The sequence below is a fragment of the Sphingobacterium sp. ML3W genome (assembly GCF_000747525.1).
Taxonomy (GTDB): domain Bacteria; phylum Bacteroidota; class Bacteroidia; order Sphingobacteriales; family Sphingobacteriaceae; genus Sphingobacterium.
The window spans coordinates 1,571,453-1,593,625 of the sequence record NZ_CP009278.1 but is presented as its reverse complement, the minus strand read 5'-3'; the positions used below and the strand labels follow the sequence as shown (position 1 = coordinate 1,593,625).

Below are 22,173 nucleotides of genomic sequence, written 5' to 3'. Positions count from 1 at the left end.
CCCGGTTAAAAAATTATTATTAATTAAATCGAATAAAACTTATTTTCCGATAGCAAGCATACGTTTAACGTTGCCCATGTCGCCATCAGATACATAACTTGTTGTTGTTAAGTTACGTTTACGTTTTGTGCTCTTTTTTGTCAAGATGTGGCTTTTGAAAGCGTTTTTTCTTGCGATTTTACCTGTTCCAGTAAGCTTAAAACGTTTTTTAGCACTGGAATTGGTTTTTACTTTTGGCATAATACTTAAATTTTATATCAATCTGTTAGAATTTCTATTATTATTTCTTAGCAACCACTTTAGGTGCTAAAGTCAAAAACATACGTTTTCCCTCTAATTTCGGCAGCAATTCTACTTTACCCACTTCTTCTAAAGCTTGTGCAAAACGCAATAACAAGATTTCGCCTTGTTCCTTGTGTACAATTGCACGGCCTTTAAAGTGTACGTAAGCACGAACTTTTTCTCCACTTTCAAGAAATTTGATTGCATGTTTCAATTTGAAATCAAAATCATGTTCACTGGTATTAGGTCCGAAACGGATTTCCTTAATAACAGTTTGTTTTGCATTAGCTTTGATTTCTTTTTGTTTCTTCTTTTGCTCGTAAACAAATTTACTGTAGTCGATAATTTTACAAACCGGCGGAACAGCATTTGGCGAAATCTCAACTAAATCAAGTTCCAATTCATCTGCAAGCTCTAAAGCTTTACGTGTAGGATAAACTCCTGTTTCCACATTATCACCTACCAAACGTACCTCAGGCACACGGATTAGCTCATTAATGCGGTGATCTGGTTCTTTCTTTCTCATTGGTGGTCTAGGACCACCTGGTCTTTTTAATGCCAAATGTTTAAATATTTAAACGGTTATTTCTTTAATTAATACTTCTCTAAATTCGTCAGCAGTCATGGAACCCAAGTCTACTGAACCATGTTTACGCACAGAAACCGTGCCACTCTCAGCCTCTTTCTCCCCTACAATCAACATGTAAGGTAGTTTTTTCATCTCTGCATCTCTGATTTTACGACCTACTTTCTCATCGCGCAAGTCTATCAGTCCGCGAATATCGGAATTATTTAGCGATTCTAAAAGATTTTTCGCATATTCTTCATATTTTTCTGATACTGGCAAGATGATAAATTGTTCTGGAGCAAGCCATAATGGAAATTCTCCTGCACAATGTTCAATTAATACAGCGATAAAACGCTCCATTGAACCAAATGGCGCACGATGAATCATCACAGGTCTATGTTTTGCATTATCAGAACCTGTATACTCTAATTCAAATCGTTCAGGCAAATTGTAATCCACTTGAATAGTACCCAACTGCCATCTGCGACCCAAAGCATCTTTAACCATAAAGTCTAGCTTAGGTCCATAGAAAGCCGCTTCGCCGTATTCAACAACTGTCGACAATCCCTTTTCTGCTGCAGCTTCGATAATGGCACTTTCAGCCAGAGCCCAGTTCTCATCACTACCAATGTATTTGGTGCGATTCTCTGGGTCCCGTAATGAAATTTGTGCGGTATATTCTTCAAAACCTAAAGCTTTGAAAACATATAACACCAAGTCGATTACTTTTTTAAACTCCTCTTTAACTTGATCAGGTCGGCAAAATAAATGCGCATCATCTTGCGTAAATCCTCTTACCCGAGTCAAACCATGTAATTCTCCAGACTGCTCATATCGATACACAGTACCAAACTCTGCAAAACGTACAGGAAGATCCTTGTAAGAACGTGGTTTTGTTTTATATATTTCACAATGATGAGGACAGTTCATTGGCTTCAAGAAAAACTCTTCGCCTTCAACTGGAGTCCTTATCGGTTGAAATGAATCTTCACCATACTTATCATAATGACCCGAAGTGACATACAATTGCTTGTTTCCGATATGGGGAGTCATGACAGGCTCATATCCACCTTTCAATTGTGCTCTCTGCAAGAAATCTTGTAATTTCTGACGCAAAGCTGCTCCCTTCGGTAACCATAATGGAAGCCCTGCGCCTACTTTCTCTGAAAAAGCAAACAACTCCATTTCTTTACCTAATTTACGGTGATCACGTCTCTTAGCTTCTTCGATAAACTTAATATATTCCGTTAATTCCGAAGCCTTAGGGAATGTAACACCATAGATACGAGTCAACTGCTTACGAGACTCATCACCTCTCCAATACGCACCAGCGACATTTGTTAATTTAATCGCTTTAATAAAGCCCGTATTGGGAATATGAGGACCCCGGCAAAGGTCAGTAAATTCGCCCTGTGTATAGAACGTGATCTTGCCATCTTCCAAATCCTTGATTAGATCTAATTTATACTCATCTCCTTTTTCAGTAAAATAAGCAATAGCATCTACCTTTGAAACAGCTTTACGTTCGAAAGTTTCTTTACGTTTTGCCAATTCCAACATTTTATCTTCGATTTGTTTAAAATCATCCGATGAAAATTCGCGATCTCCGAAATCTACATCATAGTAGAAACCTGTTTCAATAGCTGGACCGATACCAAATTGAATACCTGGATAAAGCTCTTCCAATGCTTCGGCTAAGATATGCGCTGAAGAATGCCAAAAGGTAGATTTACCTTCTGTATCATTCCAGGTCAACAACTTTACGGTAGAATCTTCTTCAATTGGACGGGATGAATCCCAAACCTCTCCATTTACTTCGGCAGCTAAAACATTTCTAGCTAAACCCTCCGAAATTGACAATGCTACTTGAGCAGCTGAAGTCCCTTTTTCATATTCACGAACGGAACCATCAGGTAATGTAATTTTAATCATCAACAAATATGATTATTTATAGTAATTATTTATTAAACAACACTTTACAAACACACAACATACTAAATTGCTTATTATTCATAAAGCTTAAAATTCAAAATCTAATAGTAGATTTATTATGCATCAAATATACTGAAAATAATCCACAATTGCATTTTAGTCTTTATACATGATTGTTCTTCACTCAAACCAATCAAACAGCTTTCATACCTAAGCCTGTTTCAGATAATACATGTGAAAAGTGATGTGACCCTTGCATGTATATAACAGTTTGGCACATTATTATCCAAAACGTCCAGCTTTAAAAAAGGAAAATATCATCAAAAAAAAGAAATTACCATCTCCAAATCAATCTAATCTAAAAGTAATGAAATTAAAACAATCCCGATATGACAATCTTTTTTATTATTTTTGCAATCTTAAATTCATTACATATGTCACATCAAGTTCCAGAAGACGGCACTTTACTTCCGTTGATGGAAGAGTTCTATACAATTCAGGGAGAGGGATTTCACACAGGAAAAGCTGCATATTTTATTCGATTAGGAGGATGTGATGTGGGTTGTCACTGGTGTGATGTCAAAGAGAGCTGGGATGCTGATTTGCACCCACTTACTACTGCTGACCAGATTATTGAAAACGCAAAAAAGTATCCTGCTAAAACAGTTGTAATCACTGGAGGAGAACCTTTAATATACAATCTGGATTACTTAACAAAAGGCTTACATCATGCTGGAATCCAAACTTTCATCGAAACATCGGGTGCATACCCATTAAGTGGCGAATGGGATTGGATTTGTTTATCACCAAAAAAATTCAAAGCCCCACGAAAAGATGTCCTAGAAGCTGCAGGTGAATTAAAAGTCATCGTTTTCAATAAAAGTGATTTTGAATGGGCGGAGGAGCATGCAAATTTAGTGAGTAGCAACTGTAAATTATATTTACAGCCCGAATGGTCCAAATATTCAGAAATGACCCCACTTATTATCGACCACGTTAAAGATAATCCCAAATGGAATATCTCACTTCAGACTCATAAATACTTAAATATCCCTTAAGGGATGATAATTACAAAAGGCGACCATGGTCGCCTTTTGTAATTATCAAAAAAATTAAATCCAATACTAAAAGCTTTACTATTGTTCAACAAGCCCATAATTACTGATTCAGTAAGCTCCGTAATAAAGTTCCAGCTTATTATTTCAGACCATAAAGCATCTTCAATGCAGCCTATTTAAGATACTTTTCCTGAAAATCAGCAAGTGAGTATTGCTGTATCTCAGGACTAACTTTTAAATCTTTAACGAGAATATTACCCTGATCATCCGTATCTATAAAATCTAATACGGGTTTTAAAACAATATTTCCGTCAAAATCCATCAATCCCTGCTTATTATTCTCTGAAAATAATAAATATGACCCAACAAAATTACTGATATTACTTAATCCACCAATGATTGACACCCCAGAAGCATTAATAATCCCATAATGATCTTCTATTGCATAGACCATATTCTCTTCATTGATACCGTAAAGTACCTCAAAACCCACTTGGTTTATTTTCTTAGCCTCATCGTCGATAATCCAAAACAAACTGCTACTATCAGAAACAATCGCTCTATCCTTATTCAATACATCAATCGAGTAAAAATTTGCAGGCTGAACAACAGTACCATCTGTTTTTTTAACCCCAAATAAATGTTCATCACCAAAAGAAGTGCTATGTTGCGAGAACCACTTCAATGGAGCTTTCAATTCAAATGCATCCTGAAAAATACTCGCATCGTCCAAATTACTGCCCTCATTTGCTGAAAGCTTAACTATTTTCATATCCTGAGGCAAATCAAACTCTTTTAAGCCATTGACTTCTGTTAAATCCGAAACTTCAAAACCCAAAGAATGATGAACCTGATCGTTCAATCGCAATACAGCACCAGGAATGTGAATCAAGAATGGCATACTACTTACATAATAGCTAGGAATCTCCGGTGCATACCAGACCGTCATCGCGACTTCACCTTCGTCCGGATTGACAACTTTTAATGTTGCTTTCACACAATTTATTCCATTGATCATCTCTTGATCAGGCCCCTCTTCCAAAATAAGATATGCATCCGATTGATCAGTAGGCGACTTCAATAATGGATAATCCTGAAATAAGGCCTCCTGTGAAAGCACATCGTCTCCTGTTGTATAGGAATACTCTTGTTTTTGAATACGGTCTGCAATTAAAACACGACCTACCTGATCAATTGATTTTATTTTCGATGGTGAGGTAAATACTTGGACGTCCGAATGCCCCGTCCCCTTACTAAAAGGTTCATAAAAATCAACAGCAAATTCTGGAACTGATTGCCCTAATTCCTCCAAAGACACCTGCCCCTTAAAACTTAACTTCATTTGCCATACTTTATCCTGAGCTATAGCAGAATGGGATAACAGTATAGTCAGAAAAACAACATGAACCAACTTTCTCATACTTTACAAATATAGCTGGTAAACAACAAAAGATAGACCAAAAGATCTATCTTTTGTAATAAAAAGATTTAAATTCAATTTCTTTTTCAGATATAGGAAAGATGCACAACAAATTAGGGTTGCTACTTTTACAAAAAATCCTGCAAATCTATCATCATTTTAGTTTTCACGGCCCGATCACAAGCGAAAGCAATACGTAGGCTATTCAAGGCATCTTCACACTGCTTTGTTAAATCCAAATTTTCAACAATTGCTTTTTCGAAAAATAACTGTTCTCGCTCACATAAATCTTGATGCGTAGGCTCATCTTCTAAGTGCATCCATTCATCCGTCCTTATAAACTCGTTCGCTGCATCGATATCAGCATAATGAATCCGTAGAGATTCTGTTTTAGTATGAGCTTCTACCGAATCAGAAACACCTTCCTTGATTGCTGCGTTCGGCACAATGGACACCGCACCTTTAGGGCCAAAAACATCCTTCACGAAAAATGCCGTCTGACTCACCATAGGTCCCCAACCTGCTTCATACCAACCTACAGAGCCATCATCAAAATGCAGTTGAAGTTGACCATAATTATAATTCGTCTCCGGTATATCAGCCGTTAAACGTGCTCCTATAGCAGATACCCGAATAGGTTTAGCATCGATCATCTGACACATAACATCAATATAATGCACCCCACAATCAACGATAGGACTCAAACTATCCATTAAATTACGATGCACATCCCACATAAAACCATGACTTTGCTGATTCAAATTCATGCGCATGACCAATGGAGTTCCTAGTGTGCGGCTGATCTCAATAAATTTTATCCAAGAAGGATGATGTCTCAAAATATACCCCACCACCAATTTTTTATTAAACTGCTGCGCAGCCTTTATTACATTCTGAGCTCCAATAACAGTATCTGCCAATGGTTTTTCCACAAAAACATGCGCTCCATTCTCAAAAGCACGAATCGCATACCTTTCATGCGTATCTGGGTAAGTAGAGATGCATACAGCATCTGGCTTAGTTGCAGCCAATGCTTGCTCATAATCATTGAATTCGGGATAAGAAGTTTGCAGCGATTCGTTCAGAATAGATTTACTATTTCCTCTGGACACCAAACCTACAATTTCAAATCCTGCTAAGTCATGATAAGCACGAGCATGGGAAGCCCCCATATTACCACAACCCACTACTAATATCTTAATTACAGTCTTCATATTTTTAAACAAATGGAGTTTTACCCGGTTGGGCTACCGGAAGCTTATCCGCTTCCATTTCCCAAGCATAATCTAATGAATTGGGTCCCAAAACCTCAGTCGATTGCATAATCTGATCATACGTAATCGCTTGCCCTGTATAAGCTGCTGCTCGCGACCATATGGCAAGTAACGTGCTATTCGCAAGATGAGGTCCGTCATTAATGACTTGCTTATTTCGAATCGCTTGAAAAAGCTCATCATGTTGCGTCTGATACATGTTATTATTACGTCCCGCAAACTTCCAAGCCTTATCCCCGTAGATTTCGAAATTGGAAGGAATATTCAAATTTGCTCTTCCATTCTTACCGATAATATCAACCGTATTTCTAGATGTTGTACCATTTTGTTGACGACAAGAATGAAAAGCTTTTAATCCATCGCCATAATCAAACTCAATAGACATATGATCAAAGACATTACCAAATTTATCCATTTCTCGAGACTGTCTTCCACCCGTAGCAACCACACTCTTTGGAACAACATCACCCAATGCCCATGACATCATATCGACACTATGAATGGCTTGCTCCACAATAAGGTCCCCAGAATATCTTTGAAAATAAAACCAATTCCGCAATTGATATTCCAAATCAGACCATCCGGCTTGTCTCTCTCGATGCGACAACTCTCCCCCAAATCTAAAAGTAGAAACAGATTGTATTTGTCCAATATCCCCTTGTTTTACGCGTTGAAAAATTTCACGATTAGGGGTTGCATAACGAAAACAAAAACCACTTACTAAACACAAATTTTTAGCCTTTGCTATCTTAACGCTTTCAAACACACGCTTCAAGTTCGGAATATCTACGGCAACAGGTTTTTCACAAAAAATATGTTTCCCCCTTTTTACGGCTTCCTCCAAGTGGTCTGGTCTAAAATTTGGAGGAGAACAGAGTAAGACAACGTCTACATCTGTCTTCATTAATTCTTGAAAACCTAGAAAACCTAAAAATATGTGCTTATCATCTACCGCGACTTGATCCTTGGAAATCTGCTTTAAAGAATCCAAACAAAGATCTACCTGATCCTGAAAAACATCCGCAACAGCGGTAATAATGACATTAGGGTCTGCACGCAATGCCTGTGAGGCAGCTCCGGTTCCCCTACCTCCACAGCCCACAAGCCCCACTTTAATTTTTTTTGAAGCACCATTTGCATATAAATCAAAACTCGAGGCAGCAAGAGCAGTTCCTAAAACCATGGTATTTGTTTTCTTTAGAAAAGAACGGCGATTTAGATTTTCAAAATTCATATTATAGTTTATTATTTATCGGATGTTTAAATCCCCAATTAACATTACAATTAAGGAGAATTTAAAATTAATATTAAATTTTAGACTAAAAAAGTATTAATGCTTTCAATGTGTAATAATCTTGTGTAAGATTATCTTATGGCTTAGTACTTCCAAAGCACCAACATCCTAATTAGAAATTGTAGTAAATAAAACGTCAAATAAGTAACGATATGTCATATTTATGCTATCTCTATTTTATTTTTATCAAATAAAAGCTATTTTAATTTGATTTCTATTAACAAAGTATTATTTTTGGCTCATTATTAATACAAACATGATTTTTGCTCACGGACATCACTTTCATATGCATCATCGCCATTGCGGCGATATGTAATTAGGGTGTTTCTACGTGAAGCATTTTTTCCCTTGTGTTTGATTTCTATTTATTAATAATTTACAGCTAACATTATAAAGCTTTGAAAAATCTTAAAATTGCTATCCAAAAATCGGGTAGACTAAACGAAAAGTCTGTTCAATTACTCAAAAACTGTGGTCTTGACTTCGAAAACTATAAAAGTTCTTTAATAACAACCGTTTCTAATTTTCCTCTTGAAATTCTTTTCCTTCGTGACGATGATATCCCAGGATACGTAGAACAAGGGATTGCAGATCTAGGAATAGTTGGAGAAAACGTTATTGATGAAACAGAATCTGAGGTTAATTACTTACAGCGTCTTGGTTTTGGAAAATGCACTTTGAAATTAGCCGTTCAAAAAGACAGTCATATTAAAGATCTTAAAGATCTAAATGGCAAATCTATCGCAACCTCTTACCCCGTTATCTTAAAGAAGTTTTTGGATGAATATCGTATTGAGGCGGATATCCAAATGATTTCAGGTTCTGTAGAAATTGCACCTGGATTGGGGCTTAGCGATGCTATCTGTGATATTGTTTCCACCGGCGGGACACTAAAAAATAATGGACTCAAACAGTTTGCTGATGTCCGTAAATCTGAAGCGATATTAATTGGTCGCCCGGGTATAGAGGATAATGAAATCTTAGCAGAACTTTTACAAAGAATTCAATCAGTCTTATTAGCCAAAGAAACGAAATATGTCGTTCTCAATGTCGAAAAGATAAATTTACCAACGATTACAGCACTTTTACATGGTGTAAAATCGCCAACCGTCGTTCCTCTAGCAGAAGAAGGATGGGTAGCTGTACATACTGTTATTTCAGAAGATGACTTTTGGGATAAGATCAACAAGTTGAAGTCTGCAGGTGCACAAGGAATTGTGGTCATGCCGATTGAAAAAATTATTATGTAATAATAAGCGCTCTGCGCTTAAAACAAAATTCATGATGCTTAAAACTTTTGAATATGCTACGCTAACACCAGCAGAACTGCTGGCATTAACGACGCGTAATACAGACCCTTCCCATGCTATCCAAGATACTGTTTTGGATATTATACAAGAGGTACGTCAAAATGGCGATAAAGCTTTAATTCACTATGCACAGCAATTTGACAAAGTTGAGCTAGAAAAGCTTTATCTCGACTCCGACGATATTGATGCATTAGCGTCTACCATTAATCGCGATCAACAAAGAGCTTTAGAAATTGCCTTTCAAAATATTCATAAATTTCACTCTTCACAAGTAAAACGTGAGCGTGTCGTAGAAACAACAGCAGGCGTAAAATGTTGGCGAGAAATTCGTCCGATTGAGAAGGTAGGTCTTTATATCCCTGGCGGTTCTGCCGTATTACCTAGCACCTTATTGATGCTAGGGGTACCCGCTCGAATTGCCGGCTGTAAAGAGATTGTTGTTTGTTCTCCACCTCAAAAAAGCGGAAAAATTAATGGTTTTGTAGCCTATTGTCTCAAACTTTTAAAAATAGAGCGCATCTATCTAGTCGGTGGAGCCCAAGCCATTGCCGCAATGGCTTTCGGTACAGAAACCATTCCTCAAGTATATAAAATATTTGGACCTGGTAATCAATTTGTAACTAAGGCAAAAAGTATTGTTCAAGGAATGACAAATGTTAGCATCGACATGCCGGCAGGTCCTTCCGAAGTATTGGTCATTGCTGACGAGACGGCAACACCTGCTTTTGTTGCTGCTGATTTATTAGCACAAGCAGAGCATGGAGCGGACAGCCAAGCGGTATTGGTCGCGACATCGGCAAGTATTATTGCGGAGGTAAATCTAGAACTAGAAAAACAATTAGCTGTTTTACCGCGTTTTGAATTAGCAAACAAGGCAATCGAAAATTCCTATGCTGTATTGGTAACCGATCTACAAAAAGCAATTGCATTTAGTAATGCTTATGCCCCTGAACATCTGATTTTAGAGACAGATGAATGGGAACGTTTAATCCGTCTTATTTTAAATGCAGGTTCTGTATTTTTAGGACATTTAACACCAGAGAGCGTAGGTGATTATGCTTCAGGAACGAATCATACGCTTCCGACTTCTGGCTATGCAAAATCTTATTCTGGTGTATCGGTTGATTCTTTTGTTAAAAAGATTACTTTCCAACACATCAGTCCAGACGGTTTATTAAATATAGGTTCCACTGTAGAGATTCTTGCAGAATTAGAAGGGCTACACGCACATAAGAACGCTGTTAGTATTCGGAAAATGAAGTAATTGATTAAACTCATAAAAAAACCCTTTCAGCATATGCTGAAAGGGTTTTTTTATGAGTTCTTGCTTATGAAATTAGTTTTTCAAAGCTTCACCTACTTTTTTCGCTTTGTTCGAAACATCTTTTGCCGCTTTATCAGCCGCATTGCCTACAGCTTTAGCTGCATCTTTAGTTCCTTCAACAGCAGATTTACCAGCTTTAGCGGTTGCATCTGCAGCTTTATCCAATGCGTTTCCAGTAGCATGTGCAGCATCCTTAACACCATCTTCTACGTCATCCGCTACTTTTTCAGTTCCTGCTGTAATTTTATCCCAAGCAGTTTTTGTTTCATCTACTGTTTTACGAGCAGCTTCTTCCGCTTTCTTGTCTCCTTTAGCAATAGCTTCATCCAGATCTTTTTTAGCTTGCTCATATTTAGCTTTCGCTTCATTAGCTGCCATGTCTGTATGTTTATCTAAACTATCTAAAGAATTATCTAACTTTTCTCCAACAGTAATTTCACCGTCACTATTCTTATCTTCTTTTGGAGTGTTATTACAAGCTGCAAAAGTCAACGAAGCTCCTGCAAACAATGCTAAAAATGCAATTTTTTTCATTTTATATATTTTTTGGTTAACAGACTTAACCAATCAATATTTATGCCAATTATCCCTTTGGATAAATGCTCCCCTTAGCTGCTTCCAATGTATTCTTTAAGAGCCCGACGATAGTCATCAAGCCAACTCCACCCGGTACAGGCGTTATCCAAGAAGCTTTTGGTGCCACATGCTCAAAATCCACATCTCCGTATAATTTAAATCCAGATTTTGTTTCTGTAGAATTTTCTCTATTGATTCCCACATCAATGACAACAGCACCTTCTTTTACCATATCAGCAGTTACGAAATTTTTCTTCCCTATTGCTGCTACAATAATATCTGCGCGCAAAACTTCAGTCTTCAAATCTTGCGTACGACTATGCGTTAATGTAACGGTACAATTCCCTGGATTTGAATTACGTGCTAGCAGGATACTCATTGGCGAACCAACGATATTACTTCTACCTACAACTACTGCATGCTTACCTGCTGTATCAATTTGATAATAATCAAGCATCAACATAATACCGTAAGGAGTCGCTGGGATAAAGCAAGGCAAATTACGTTGCATTCTACCCAAATTGATCGGATGAAATCCATCTACATCTTTACGGTAATCAATAGCCTCTGTTATTTTATCGGGATCGATATGCTTTGGAAGTGGCAATTGAACGATTAAACCATCAATGGTTGCGTCGGCATTAATTTCTTGAATTTTCGCAATCAATTCTTCTTCAGTCACATCAACATCGTAACGAATATTGGTAGATTCAAAACCTACTAATTCACAATTACGCATTTTACTCGCCACATAGGTTTCACTACCACCGTCGTTTCCAACTAAGATAGCTACCAAATGAGGTTTACGTCCAGCTTTCGCTGTAAAATCAGCTGCATCTATTTTGATGTCTTCTTTTATTTTAGCTGATACGAGTTTACCGTCTAATAAATTCATTTTTATAGGAATAGGATTTTATAAGTTTTCTAATCTAATTTCAGTACTGCCATGAATGCCGATTGTGGAATTTCAACGTTACCTACTTGACGCATACGTTTTTTACCTTTCTTCTGTTTTTCCAATAGCTTACGCTTACGAGAAATATCCCCTCCATAACATTTTGCTGTTACATCCTTACGTAATGCAGAAATCGTCTCACGAGCAATGATCTTCATCCCAATAGATGCTTGGATACGAATTTCAAACTGCTGACGAGGTAATAGTTCCTTTAACTTTTCACAAATTTTCTTACCAAAATCATATGCATTACTTCTGTGAATCAAAGATGATAATGCATCGACAGGCTCATCATTCAAGAGAATATCCAAACGTACTAGATCTGATTGGCGGTAACCGATTTGAGTATAATCGAAAGAAGCATACCCTTTAGATATCGTCTTCAATTTATCGTAAAAATCAAATACAATCTCACCCATTGGCATTTCAAAAACCAATTCAACACGATCGGAAGTTAAATATGATTGATTAATAACAGTACCACGTTTTTGAATACATAGCGACATAATTGGCCCTACGAAATCAGATTTGGTAATGATATTTGCTTTGATATAAGGCTCTTGAATAGCATTCAGCTTACTTGGATCAGGTAAATCTGACGGGTTGTGCACTTGAACCTCTTCATTGTCTTTTGTTAAATAAGCCTTGTAAGACACGTTGGGAACCGTTGTGATAACCGTCATATCAAATTCACGCTCAAGGCGTTCTTGGATAATCTCCATGTGGAGCATTCCCAAGAAACCACAACGGAATCCAAAACCTAAAGCTACTGATGACTCTGGTTCAAAAACCAAAGAAGCATCATTCAATTGCAAACGATGCATGGACTCCCGTAATTCTTCATAGTCCTCCGTATCAACAGGATATATACCTGCAAAAACCATTGGTTTCACTTCTTCAAATCCTTGAATAGCTCCAGTACAAGGTCTTTCTTTATGCGTAATGGTATCCCCTACTTTTACTTCACGCGCTTCTTTGATACCTGATATAATATAACCAACATCGCCCGTTCTAATAACATCCTTGGCAACTTGATTTAACTTCAATGTACCGATTTCATCCGCAGAATATTCTTTCCCTGTTGCAACAAATTTCACTTTATCACCTTTGCGAATCTCTCCATTTACAACCTTGAAATAGGCCATGATACCACGGAAAGAGTTAAATACAGAGTCAAAGATCAAAGCTTGTAATGGTGCAGCCGGATCACCTACTGGTGCTGGTACACGCGCTATAATCGCTTTTAAAATATCTGGAATACCCAAACCAGTTTTACCTGATGCTGGAATAATATCTTCACGTTGACCACCAATTAAATCAATAATTTGATCTTTTACTTCCTCAGGCATTGCACCCGGAAGATCCATTTTATTTAAAATTGGGATAATTTCCAAATCATGCTCAAGAGCTAAATAAAGATTGGAGATTGTTTGTGCTTGAATTCCTTGAGAAGCATCTACAATCAATAAAGCACCTTCACAGGCTGCTATTGAGCGTGACACTTCATACGAGAAATCGACGTGTCCGGGAGTATCAATTAAATTTAAAATATACTCTTGACCGTCCTGTATATAATTCATTTGGATGGCGTGACTTTTGATGGTAATACCACGTTCACGTTCCAAATCCATATTATCAAGTAATTGTGCCTGCGCTTCACGTTTTGTAATGGTATTCGTGTACTCCAATAATCGATCGGCTAATGTACTTTTACCATGATCAATGTGTGCGATGATACAGAAATTACGTATTTGCTTCATATAGGATTTTTAAAAATCGTTTCTAAAAAGCAAAGATACTTTTTTTGATAGACATTTAAGGCAAGCCCCCTCCTATTTTTATGCACTTAAATTTTAAGTTTTCAGTTTAAGAAAGAAAATGTTTCCGGTTGGCAGTAACATTTTCGACGACCCAATCGATTCGTGCTTTAAATTCTTCAGAACGTATAGGACAATTCTCTACCTGACAGTAATGACAACACTCTGGTAAACAAGGATCTGCATGTATAAAAAACTCTGTTTTAATAGACATTTTTGTATTCACGATCTTATCTAACGTTGATATTTCATCATGCACTTTATTCAAGGAATAATAGTTTGGCAAAGTCAAATGACAATCTACATGCAGCTCATTACCATAACGTTGAACCCTTAAGTTATGAATATCAATCCAATCCGCATGCCTATTTTCCTGTAAAACATTAACCACTTCTTTCACAAGATCCACATCGGACTCATCCATAAGTCCTCCAATTGATTGGCGCAACAACTTATACCCATTATATAAAATAAAACTACCAAGCGCAAATGATATCGCAATATCAATCCAGTTCAATCCCGTTAATTTCATGAGAATCAATCCGACAATAAGCCCTACTGTACTGTACGCATCAATCTGTAAGTGTTTACCATCAGCTTCCAAGGTAAGAGAACCCAATGCACGTCCCCTTTTCATGATATAAAATCCGACGATAAAATTAATCAGCGCTGTAATGGCAATTAACCAAATACCTTCCTCCAAATTGGATAATGTAGCAGGAAAAAAGATATTATAGAAACCTTTTACCAAAATAATTGCCCCTGCGATAAAGATTAATCCTCCTTCTAAAAAAACAGAAAAGAACTCCACTTTACCATGTCCATAAGGATGGTTCCTATCTTTAGGTTGTGCTGCTAAATAAATACTATAAAAAGCAAAACTGGAAGCAATAACATTAACAATACTTTCTGCTGCATCCGTAAAAATAGCATTAGAAGCCGTTAGGAAATACGCTACAAACTTAATAATCATTAACCCTAATCCCGTTAAAAGGGAAAGTAGGACTAATCTTTTTTGCTTAGACATATATATATTATTTTCAATCGCGACAAAGGTAGTGATATAACGTAATTGTTTACTTTTTAGTTTTTAACCGACAACCTTTTGGCATAACGCTGCGCAATGATGCTAGCCACAAATATCTGGAAAGCATGGTAGATCATAATCGGGAAAAATACAAGTCCGAAACCCAGTCCCACATGACTAAAAATAATTTTCGCAAAAACAGAACCATGTGTAAGTGATTTTTTAGAGCCACAAAAAATAGCTGTAATTTGATCCTCGATTGGAAATTTCAACAATTTAGCAATATACCAGATAAGCAAATAGACTAAGCAAAACAGAAGAATTACTCCTGCAAAAACCGATATGAAATACCAGACGTCCACCGCATCAAAAATCTTTTCTATAAAAGAGTCTGCAAAACTTTTATAGACTATTAAAAGAATGATCGTTTTATCAAACGTACTTAATGGCTTTGAAAACCTACGCGCCCATTTACCCAAATAGGGTTGTAATGCTATCCCAAGAATAACTGGAAGTATGATTTCTAGAAACAGTCCTAGGTAAATATGACCGAAATCAAAATCAGAGTTCACTGTTAAAAACAACCCCATCCATAAAGGGGTGACAATAACTCCTATAATACCGGATATACTTGCATTAAATATAGCTGCTGGCATATTTCCTTTTGCTATCGACACCATCACTACAGATGAAGAAACAGTCGAAGGTAGCGCTGCTAAAAAGAAAAAAGAAAGCCAAAATTGGTGCTGAATTTCTGTCTTTACAAAGGGTAGAAATAGCAAGACTAATAGAGGGAAGAGGATAAAAGTTGAAAAATGAACGAGCACATGTAATTTCCAATTTGACAATCCCGCTTTTAAATCTGTTAAACTTAATTTGAGCCCGTAAAAAAAGAATATCAAGGAAATACCTATCGTAGTAATTGAATCTAAAGAAAATTTTCCTTCTATTAATGCCAGGTTGGGATAGATATATGCTAAAATAATAGCGACAAACAAGCCAATAACAAAGGAGTCTATTTTTACTTTCATAATATGCATGTATTGATGTGTGTACAAAAAAGCGACCCGTCAAAACTACAAGTTATTTTAAAATAATAGAAATCTAGCTAACTTTACATATTTTCAGGAAAACACAAACAATCGTTTGTCTTTTTTCAAGAAATTAGCGCATTAATTGCATTCTAAATAATATCTTTGTCTTACCATGAGCACACAATCATATTTATCAGATCGGATAAACAATCTATCCGAATCGGCTACGCTTAAAATGACTAAGCTTGGTCGTGAATTAGCCGCAAAAGGCGTTAATGTTATCAGCTTAAGTGTTGGTGAACCAGATTTTAATACTCCAGACCACGTTAAAGAAGCTGCTAAGAAGGCATTGGACGAAAATTGGACGCGTTACTCTCCAGTTCCAGGATACCCAGAATTGCGTCAGGCTATTGTGAATAAATTGAAGATTGAAAATAATCTTGATTATGATATTTCTCAAATCGTAGTTTCCACAGGTGCAAAACAATCTTTATCAAATGTTATTTTAACACTTGTTAATCCAGGTGATGAAGTCGTAATCCCTACTCCATATTGGGTTTCATATTCAGAAATGGTTGTATTGGCAGAAGGAAAATCTGTTTACATTAATACTGAAATTGATAACAACTTTAAAATTACGCCTGAGCAACTCGAAGCTGCCATCACGCCAAAAACTAAATTATTCATGTTTTCATCACCCAATAACCCTACAGGTACGGTGTATAGTAAAGATGAATTGGCTGCTTTGGCAAAAGTTTTTGAAAAACATCCACATGTGTTCATCCTATCCGATGAAATCTATGAGCATATCAATTTTGTAGACAAACACGAATCAATTGCCCAATTTGACAGTATTAAAGATCGCGTTATTATCGTAAATGGTTTTTCTAAAGCATTTGCAATGACAGGATGGAGATTAGGCTATATTGCTTGTAATAAAGAGATTGCTGCTGCAAATGATAAATTACAGGGACAGACAACCTCTGGAACGTGCTCGATTTCACAACGTGCTGGTATCGTTGCTTATGAGCAAGGATTAGAATCAGTGAATATCATGAAGGAAGCATTTGTACGTCGCCGTCAGTTGGTGTATGATCTATTAGCTGCAATTCCAGGTGTTAAGACAAATTTACCTGAAGGCGCATTCTATTTCTTCCCTGAGATCAGTTCATTCTTTGGAAAAAAAGATGAAAATGGAAATGTAATCAAAAACTCATCAGACTTAGCATTGTACTTATTAAACGTAGGTCATGTTGCTACCGTTGGTGGTGATTCATTCGGAAATGACAAATATATTCGTCTATCTTATGCTGCTTCAGACGAAAGCCTAGTAGAAGCATTAAGACGTATTAAAGAAGCTTTGGGTAAATTGGCATAAACCATTTACTACCCTGCTAAAGCAAGCTGATTTTTAAGTTCACCAATTATAAACTTAAAAATCAGCTTGCATATTTAACGTATATTTCCCTGTAGATCAACATCCAAAGATCAGCCATTTTTCGAATGGACAGTTACCACACCATTCAATGTAAAAGAAAATATACTTCCCGAACCATATTCACTTTCGACCGTAATGGTTCCTCCTTGCGCCTCAATAAATTCCTTACTGATACTCAACCCCAAACCTGTTCCTTCTTTTTTTGTTCCTGGTATACGAAAGTAACGTTCAAATATCTTATCCCTATATTGTCCTTCTATTCCTTGTCCAGCATCTTTTACAGCGATTCTAACCTGATCATCAGTCGATGCTATGATGATATAAATAGCCGAATTTTCATAAGAATAACGCACCGCGTTTGACAATAAATTGGTCAGCACCCAAGCCGTTTTTTCATTATCTGCAAGTACATCCGGAAGATTATTTTCCATTTGCAATCGCAATTCAATGTTCTTTTGCTCAGCCATAGCCTTTGTTGCACGTATCGCATATTCCACCAGTTCGCTGACATTCGTGGGTGATACATTTAATTGAATTGTTCCGCTTTCAACCTGAGTCATATCCAACAATTCACCCGTAATTTTCAATAACCGAACCGTATCATCACGAATACTTTGAACAAGATTGTTCTGATCTTCGTTAAGCGTACCGATTTGTTTATTTTCCAACAATTGCAATCCCATTTTTATAGAGGCAATAGGTGTTTTCAACTCGTGAGAGATTGTTGCTATAAAATTCGTTTTTGCAAAATCCATCTCTTTAAATTGCGTTATATTACGCAACATGATGACCTGGCCTATAAATTGTGATTCTGATTCACCCGTTGGCACAATATTGATGTCGACAATCTCTTTTTCAAAATAACTTTCCTTACCATTAGCATAAATTTTTAAAAGCTCCCCATCCCGTTGCTGCTTATCGCGAAAGATATCTTTAATAAAATCCCTGACCAGATCATTCGTAACAGCCACATCCTGTATCTGCTTTCCAATCAATTGTTCTCCAAGTAAACCCGTAATCTTCAAAGCCTCTTCATTCGCAAATAAAACCACCTTCTCTTCATCGATACCAATTACGGGGTCATGCATCTTATTAATCAACGTATCGATCCGCTTTTTCCCCTTCAATATCTTATCCAATTTGCTTTCGGCATATTCTTCAAGCTTCTCTGCCATTGTATTAAAGGACTTTGCAAGCTCACCAAATTCATTGCGTCCTTCGTAATGAATTCTTTTTTTATAATTTTCATTCGCAATCTGTTTAATACTTTCTGTTAATTCCTTTATTGGGTTGGCAATATTGGACGGTAGATTGACAATGAGAATAAAAGCAATCAAAAAACATAATGTTCCCGTAATCGAAATAACAGCAATGGCCTTTTCTGCTGTGACAGACGCTATATCACTTTTCCGTTCTATGGCTTCCATGTTGAGCCGCATCAATTCTGTGATATCTTTCCTAATTTTTGAAATGAGTGTCAGATCAAATTTATTTTCAATAAATTGATAAAAATGCTTCTCTACCAACTGTGTTGCTTGTATCTCTCCAATCTCCGTAACATTCTCTTTTTGTTTCTCTAAATTTTCTTTAAACTCATGTAACGCTGTAGTATCAACAGTATACTCTTCCAATGCTAATAACATATTCCGAGCATATTGTAAGGTATTGTAGTTCGCATTTAGGATATTATTCGTGTCCCTCTTCAATTGATTGACGTACCAACCGCTTACCACAACCAATAGTACGATCATGAGAAAAAGTAATCCAATACCATAAGTTAATTTTGTTTTAATGCGCATTATGAAAGAATTATAAGGTCTATTTTTTCGTTCGAAAGCTTTGTTAAAAGGGTATTAAAAGTATTTGTTGCCCAGATTATTTTTATCAATCTCAAATGTGGCTTCCCAATACAAACTGTCGTTATCTGTCTTGTTTCACATTGGTCTATAATCGCTTTTGAGACATTTCTGTGATTAATTTTAATGATTTCCGCCCCCAATTCTGTTGCTAATTTAAAATTATTAATCAAATGCCGTTGTTTATCCAAGGCTATTTTAGAAACACTTTCTTTTGGTGTCTGTACATAAAGCACAAACCATTTACTATTATAATAATTTGCTAATCTTGCGGTCTTACGAATCACAATCTTTGCTGTCTTTTCATTTGAACTAATACAAGCTAAAAGTTGTTCTTTTTTTACGTATTTACTGTGAATAACCTCCGCCTCAACTTTCCTTTGTACTTGCGACGCCACTTCTTTCAATGCCAACTCGCGCAACTGCAAGATATGATTAGTATTAAAAAAATTGGCTAATGCCATTTCAATCTTGGCTGCATCATAAATTTTCCCCTCCTTCAACCTATCAATTAGCTCTTCAGCAGTCAAATCAATATTAACTACTTCATCTGCCAAGCCCAAAACACGATCAGGTATACGTTCCTGCACATCGATTCCTGTGATTTCTTTAACCTCATCATGTAAACTTTCAATGTGCTGGATGTTGACTGCGCTAATCACATTAATACCACTATCCAATATATCGACAACGTCCTGCCAGCGCTTTTCATTGAGACTACCTTCCATATTACTATGCGCTAGCTCGTCAATAATAACAATCTCAGGATGCAAATTAATAATTGCCTGTACATCCAAATCTTCAAGCTCTTTACCCTTATAAAACAATTTACGTCTCGGTATTACAGGAAGTCCATCCAACAGCGCTTCCGTTTCCTTTCTATTATGGGTCTCCACATAGCCTATTTTAACAGCTATACCATTATGCAAAAGTGTATGCGCTTCTTGCAACATACGGTATGTCTTACCCACACCGGCACTCATACCGATGTACAGTTTAAATTTTCCTTTCCTAGACTTTTTTATCAGGTTCAAGAAATATTCCGCATCTTTCCTTTCTTCCATACAAGAATAGATCATATGATAATTCACGCTATTCTATTGTGAAACACATGCAATAGATTAGCGTGAAAATAATGGTTAAATTAAAAACGCAACGCCAAGGAAGTGATTCCTATCACATTATCTTTCGTCAAGGCAGCATTTCGTTCAACAAAAATAGCATCTTTACTCTGTAATTTTTTAAATTCAGTTCGCCAGATTAAATTCGTCAAAACCGTATAATCTAACGTAAAAGAATAGCCAAAAGTTTGAAAGCCATGTGGTGTCCCGGTATCGATTAATACGCCATCCTTATCTTGATAATATTCACCTCGAAGAGCAAACGCTAAATCATCATGGACCTTATAAGAAGCAATCAAAACAGGGGTAAGCCAGGTATTGTATTTCGAACTTCCCTTCTGCTTTTGTTCTACCCCTATATCAAAACCTGTTATCAAAACAAGCTTATCATATAATTGGAACTGTCCATAAAAATGATGAAAATAACGTATTCTACGGACAGAGTCAGCTTGATCACTCCCCATAAACGAACTGCTATTCAACGTTACTTTATCTGTTGGTTTATAAGTTACTTGGTGTCCAAAGGCAGGAGTACTATTTCCGTCAACTCGCTGAATTCTTTGCCATCCATTTAAAACTAGCCCACTTAACAACCACTTACCATCTTCCGTTGTATACGACACCTTTGCTCCTGTTTCAAAGTATGGTGAGTTTTCGGCGCCCATACTCCTTGTCAAGGTATAGCAGTCTTTACTAATAGCACTTTCAAATCCAATATGCGATGGAAAAATACCTGCATCAATCCATAGATTATGTTTTTTCGAAATTTTAATCCCTACATTTGCTTCATAGCTATTTTTTAATGTTGCAGGTTCCGCAGCATAATTTACATTCATATAAGTTCCAGCCCCAAGCGCGAGGTTAGCTCTGACCCTCTCGGTATCGTAATTCACTTTAATCAGTCCAAGGTTTAAATTCACCTCGTTATTCCGATGGTGGCTATACACAAATCCAGGTCTCACATTATTTTTCGGATTTGAAAAATCGTACTGCCCATACACCTCGACGTAACCACTCACGGTTAACGCTTTTTTGTCCTCAACCTTTTCCTGTGCTTGCAAAATTTGGATTGTTCCTAATAACAATATGGAACAGATGATATATCTTTTCATCCTATTATTTTTTTCATTTGTTGATGATAGCTTGAATAAATAATATTTGCCTCCTGTGTCAAAATTATTTACTTCTCAATTTCATATTTATATAATTTGATTTTTAATGGCCTTTTGGAATATCCAATCCGAGTGCGATGAAACTCATGAAAGAATTAGATTCATCCATGTCTGTAGCTTGTGCTACATAGGTATTCCATATCATCATTATTTCGCGGCTAATTGATCTAATGCAATATTCAATTTTAGCACATTGATTTTCGCTGGACCAAATATCCCAAACAGCGGTCTTTCGGTATGATCCTCAATCAAAGCAACAAGAGCTACTGTTGATATATTTCTGATCTTAGCGATACGTTTCACTTGTACTTGAGCCGCTTGTATAGAGAAGTGTGGATCCAAACCACTCCCACTAGCCGTAATCAAATCAACAGGTATTTCGCGTTTGGTGATTTCAGGATTATGCACCAAAAAAGTATCAATTCTAGCTTCGACCTCTGCGAGGTATGATGGATTGGATGGTCCTTTATTACTACCCGCAGAACCTGCTGCATTATAATTTACAGCAGAAGGACGCGACCAGAAATAATGATCATCGGTAAAAGACTGGCCAATATTCTTGTAATAGGTCTTGCCTTGAAAAGTGATGATTTCATCTTTACCGTTATTTGGAGCTGCCTGGGCAATGGCCCAAATAGCAAAGGGGTAGATTACTGCAAAAAAAACAATCAAAATAATGGTCAGCTTAATTGCTGGTAAAATATGCTTTTTCATA

At 36.7% G+C, this 22,173-nt stretch carries 19 protein-coding genes; 4 read left to right on the top strand and 15 right to left on the bottom strand.

Annotated elements, in window-relative coordinates:
• Window positions 1-39: 39 nt before the first annotated feature.
• The 3 genes from rpmI to thrS are packed head-to-tail and all read right to left on the bottom strand — an operon-like array spanning window position 40 to window position 2,782.
• A complete protein-coding gene (rpmI, locus tag KO02_RS06880) occupies window positions 40-240 on the bottom strand; it encodes a 50S ribosomal protein L35 (protein WP_021191519.1) in 201 nt (66 codons plus the stop codon).
• Window positions 241-280: 40 nt separating this feature from the next.
• The gene (infC, locus tag KO02_RS06875) at window positions 281-844 is read right to left on the bottom strand and encodes a translation initiation factor IF-3 (RefSeq protein WP_081918319.1); all 564 of its coding nucleotides are present in this window, start codon (window positions 842-844) and stop codon (window positions 281-283) included.
• A 12-nt stretch (window positions 845-856) separates the two neighbouring features.
• A complete protein-coding gene (thrS, locus tag KO02_RS06870; protein WP_038696977.1) occupies window positions 857-2,782 on the bottom strand; it encodes a threonine--tRNA ligase in 1,926 nt (641 codons plus the stop codon).
• Between the two features lie 434 nt (window positions 2,783-3,216).
• Between thrS and KO02_RS06865 the strand changes: the two genes are divergently transcribed.
• Window positions 3,217-3,840, top strand: a complete 624-nt coding sequence (locus KO02_RS06865) for a 7-carboxy-7-deazaguanine synthase QueE (protein WP_038696975.1) — start codon at window positions 3,217-3,219, stop codon at window positions 3,838-3,840.
• A gap of 172 nt (window positions 3,841-4,012) precedes the next feature.
• On the opposite strand, the gene KO02_RS06860 is transcribed toward KO02_RS06865, so the two are convergent.
• The 3 genes from KO02_RS06860 to KO02_RS06850 form a co-directional block, all read right to left on the bottom strand.
• A complete protein-coding gene (locus tag KO02_RS06860) occupies window positions 4,013-5,260 on the bottom strand; it encodes a hypothetical protein (protein ID WP_038696973.1) in 1,248 nt (415 codons plus the stop codon).
• Window positions 5,261-5,388: 128 nt separating this feature from the next.
• A complete protein-coding gene (locus KO02_RS06855; protein WP_038696971.1) occupies window positions 5,389-6,474 on the bottom strand; it encodes a Gfo/Idh/MocA family protein in 1,086 nt (361 codons plus the stop codon).
• A 4-nt stretch (window positions 6,475-6,478) separates the two neighbouring features.
• A complete protein-coding gene (locus KO02_RS06850) occupies window positions 6,479-7,768 on the bottom strand; it encodes a Gfo/Idh/MocA family protein (RefSeq protein WP_038696969.1) in 1,290 nt (429 codons plus the stop codon).
• A gap of 458 nt (window positions 7,769-8,226) precedes the next feature.
• Here KO02_RS06850 and hisG point away from each other — a divergent pair, with 458 nt between their 5' ends.
• Both hisG and hisD read left to right on the top strand, forming a co-directional pair.
• Complete coding sequence (hisG, locus tag KO02_RS06845) at window positions 8,227-9,078, top strand: ATP phosphoribosyltransferase (protein WP_038696967.1); 852 nt, start codon at window positions 8,227-8,229, stop codon at window positions 9,076-9,078.
• Window positions 9,079-9,112: 34 nt separating this feature from the next.
• Entirely contained in the window at window positions 9,113-10,402 is a 1,290-nt protein-coding gene (gene hisD, locus KO02_RS06840; protein WP_038702254.1) for a histidinol dehydrogenase, read from the top strand.
• Between the two features lie 72 nt (window positions 10,403-10,474).
• Here hisD and KO02_RS22705 read toward each other — a convergent pair whose 3' ends face one another.
• The 5 genes from KO02_RS22705 to KO02_RS06815 form a co-directional block, all read right to left on the bottom strand.
• The gene (locus tag KO02_RS22705; protein ID WP_051959789.1) at window positions 10,475-10,996 is read right to left on the bottom strand and encodes a hypothetical protein; all 522 of its coding nucleotides are present in this window, start codon (window positions 10,994-10,996) and stop codon (window positions 10,475-10,477) included.
• A 49-nt stretch (window positions 10,997-11,045) separates the two neighbouring features.
• On the bottom strand, window positions 11,046-11,933 hold the full coding sequence (locus tag KO02_RS06830; protein WP_038696965.1) for a bifunctional 5,10-methylenetetrahydrofolate dehydrogenase/5,10-methenyltetrahydrofolate cyclohydrolase: 888 nt from the start codon (window positions 11,931-11,933) through the stop codon (window positions 11,046-11,048).
• 29 nt (window positions 11,934-11,962) lie between these two features.
• Window positions 11,963-13,753 (bottom strand): translation elongation factor 4, encoded by a 1,791-nt coding sequence (gene lepA, locus KO02_RS06825; protein WP_038696963.1) that lies wholly within the window; start codon window positions 13,751-13,753, stop codon window positions 11,963-11,965.
• A 106-nt stretch (window positions 13,754-13,859) separates the two neighbouring features.
• Window positions 13,860-14,837, bottom strand: a complete 978-nt coding sequence (locus KO02_RS06820) for a cation diffusion facilitator family transporter (RefSeq protein WP_038696961.1) — start codon at window positions 14,835-14,837, stop codon at window positions 13,860-13,862.
• Between the two features lie 56 nt (window positions 14,838-14,893).
• The gene (locus tag KO02_RS06815; protein ID WP_038696959.1) at window positions 14,894-15,868 is read right to left on the bottom strand and encodes a bile acid:sodium symporter family protein; all 975 of its coding nucleotides are present in this window, start codon (window positions 15,866-15,868) and stop codon (window positions 14,894-14,896) included.
• 175 nt (window positions 15,869-16,043) lie between these two features.
• Between KO02_RS06815 and KO02_RS06810 the strand changes: the two genes are divergently transcribed.
• The gene (locus KO02_RS06810) at window positions 16,044-17,249 is read left to right on the top strand and encodes a pyridoxal phosphate-dependent aminotransferase (protein ID WP_235212359.1); all 1,206 of its coding nucleotides are present in this window, start codon (window positions 16,044-16,046) and stop codon (window positions 17,247-17,249) included.
• A 110-nt stretch (window positions 17,250-17,359) separates the two neighbouring features.
• On the opposite strand, the gene KO02_RS06805 is transcribed toward KO02_RS06810, so the two are convergent.
• The 4 genes from KO02_RS06805 to KO02_RS06790 form a co-directional block, all read right to left on the bottom strand.
• Entirely contained in the window at window positions 17,360-19,108 is a 1,749-nt protein-coding gene (locus KO02_RS06805) for an ATP-binding protein (RefSeq protein ID WP_038696957.1), read from the bottom strand.
• Window positions 19,108-20,229, bottom strand: coding sequence for a histidine kinase (locus tag KO02_RS06800; RefSeq protein WP_038702248.1), 1,122 nt, complete (start codon window positions 20,227-20,229; stop codon window positions 19,108-19,110). Before KO02_RS06800 ends, KO02_RS06805 begins: the two co-directional genes overlap by 1 nt.
• Before the next feature lie 80 nt (window positions 20,230-20,309).
• Window positions 20,310-21,398: a porin gene (locus KO02_RS06795; protein WP_038696955.1), complete on the bottom strand. Its 1,089-nt coding sequence runs from the start codon at window positions 21,396-21,398 to the stop codon at window positions 20,310-20,312.
• A 207-nt stretch (window positions 21,399-21,605) separates the two neighbouring features.
• Window positions 21,606-22,172 (bottom strand): K(+)-transporting ATPase subunit C, encoded by a 567-nt coding sequence (locus tag KO02_RS06790; protein WP_038696952.1) that lies wholly within the window; start codon window positions 22,170-22,172, stop codon window positions 21,606-21,608.
• Between the last annotated feature and the right edge of the window lies 1 nt (window position 22,173).

Bases quoted from the DNA above. Each gene is read 5' to 3' on its own strand.
- thrS (WP_038696977.1), bottom strand. From the start codon at position 2,782: ATGATTAAAATTACATTACCTGATGGTTCCGTTCGTGAATATGAAAAA.
- KO02_RS06855 (WP_038696971.1), bottom strand. From the start codon at position 6,474: ATGAAGACTGTAATTAAGATATTAGTAGTGGGTTGTGGTAATATGGGG.
- KO02_RS06830 (WP_038696965.1), bottom strand. From the start codon at position 11,933: ATGAATTTATTAGACGGTAAACTCGTATCAGCTAAAATAAAAGAAGAC.
- rpmI (WP_021191519.1), bottom strand. From the start codon at position 240: ATGCCAAAAGTAAAAACCAATTCCAGTGCTAAAAAACGTTTTAAGCTT.
- KO02_RS06815 (WP_038696959.1), bottom strand. From the start codon at position 15,868: ATGAAAGTAAAAATAGACTCCTTTGTTATTGGCTTGTTTGTCGCTATT.
- hisD (WP_038702254.1), top strand. From the start codon at position 9,113: ATGCTTAAAACTTTTGAATATGCTACGCTAACACCAGCAGAACTGCTG.
- KO02_RS06850 (WP_038696969.1), bottom strand. From the start codon at position 7,768: ATGAATTTTGAAAATCTAAATCGCCGTTCTTTTCTAAAGAAAACAAAT.
- KO02_RS06860 (WP_038696973.1), bottom strand. From the start codon at position 5,260: ATGAGAAAGTTGGTTCATGTTGTTTTTCTGACTATACTGTTATCCCAT.
- KO02_RS06820 (WP_038696961.1), bottom strand. From the start codon at position 14,837: ATGTCTAAGCAAAAAAGATTAGTCCTACTTTCCCTTTTAACGGGATTA.
- KO02_RS06865 (WP_038696975.1), top strand. From the start codon at position 3,217: ATGTCACATCAAGTTCCAGAAGACGGCACTTTACTTCCGTTGATGGAA.
- KO02_RS06805 (WP_038696957.1), bottom strand. From the start codon at position 19,108: ATGCGCATTAAAACAAAATTAACTTATGGTATTGGATTACTTTTTCTC.
- KO02_RS06800 (WP_038702248.1), bottom strand. From the start codon at position 20,229: ATGGAAGAAAGGAAAGATGCGGAATATTTCTTGAACCTGATAAAAAAG.
- KO02_RS22705 (WP_051959789.1), bottom strand. From the start codon at position 10,996: ATGAAAAAAATTGCATTTTTAGCATTGTTTGCAGGAGCTTCGTTGACT.
- KO02_RS06795 (WP_038696955.1), bottom strand. From the start codon at position 21,398: ATGAAAAGATATATCATCTGTTCCATATTGTTATTAGGAACAATCCAA.
- KO02_RS06790 (WP_038696952.1), bottom strand. From the start codon at position 22,172: ATGAAAAAGCATATTTTACCAGCAATTAAGCTGACCATTATTTTGATT.
- lepA (WP_038696963.1), bottom strand. From the start codon at position 13,753: ATGAAGCAAATACGTAATTTCTGTATCATCGCACACATTGATCATGGT.
- KO02_RS06810 (WP_235212359.1), top strand. From the start codon at position 16,044: ATGAGCACACAATCATATTTATCAGATCGGATAAACAATCTATCCGAA.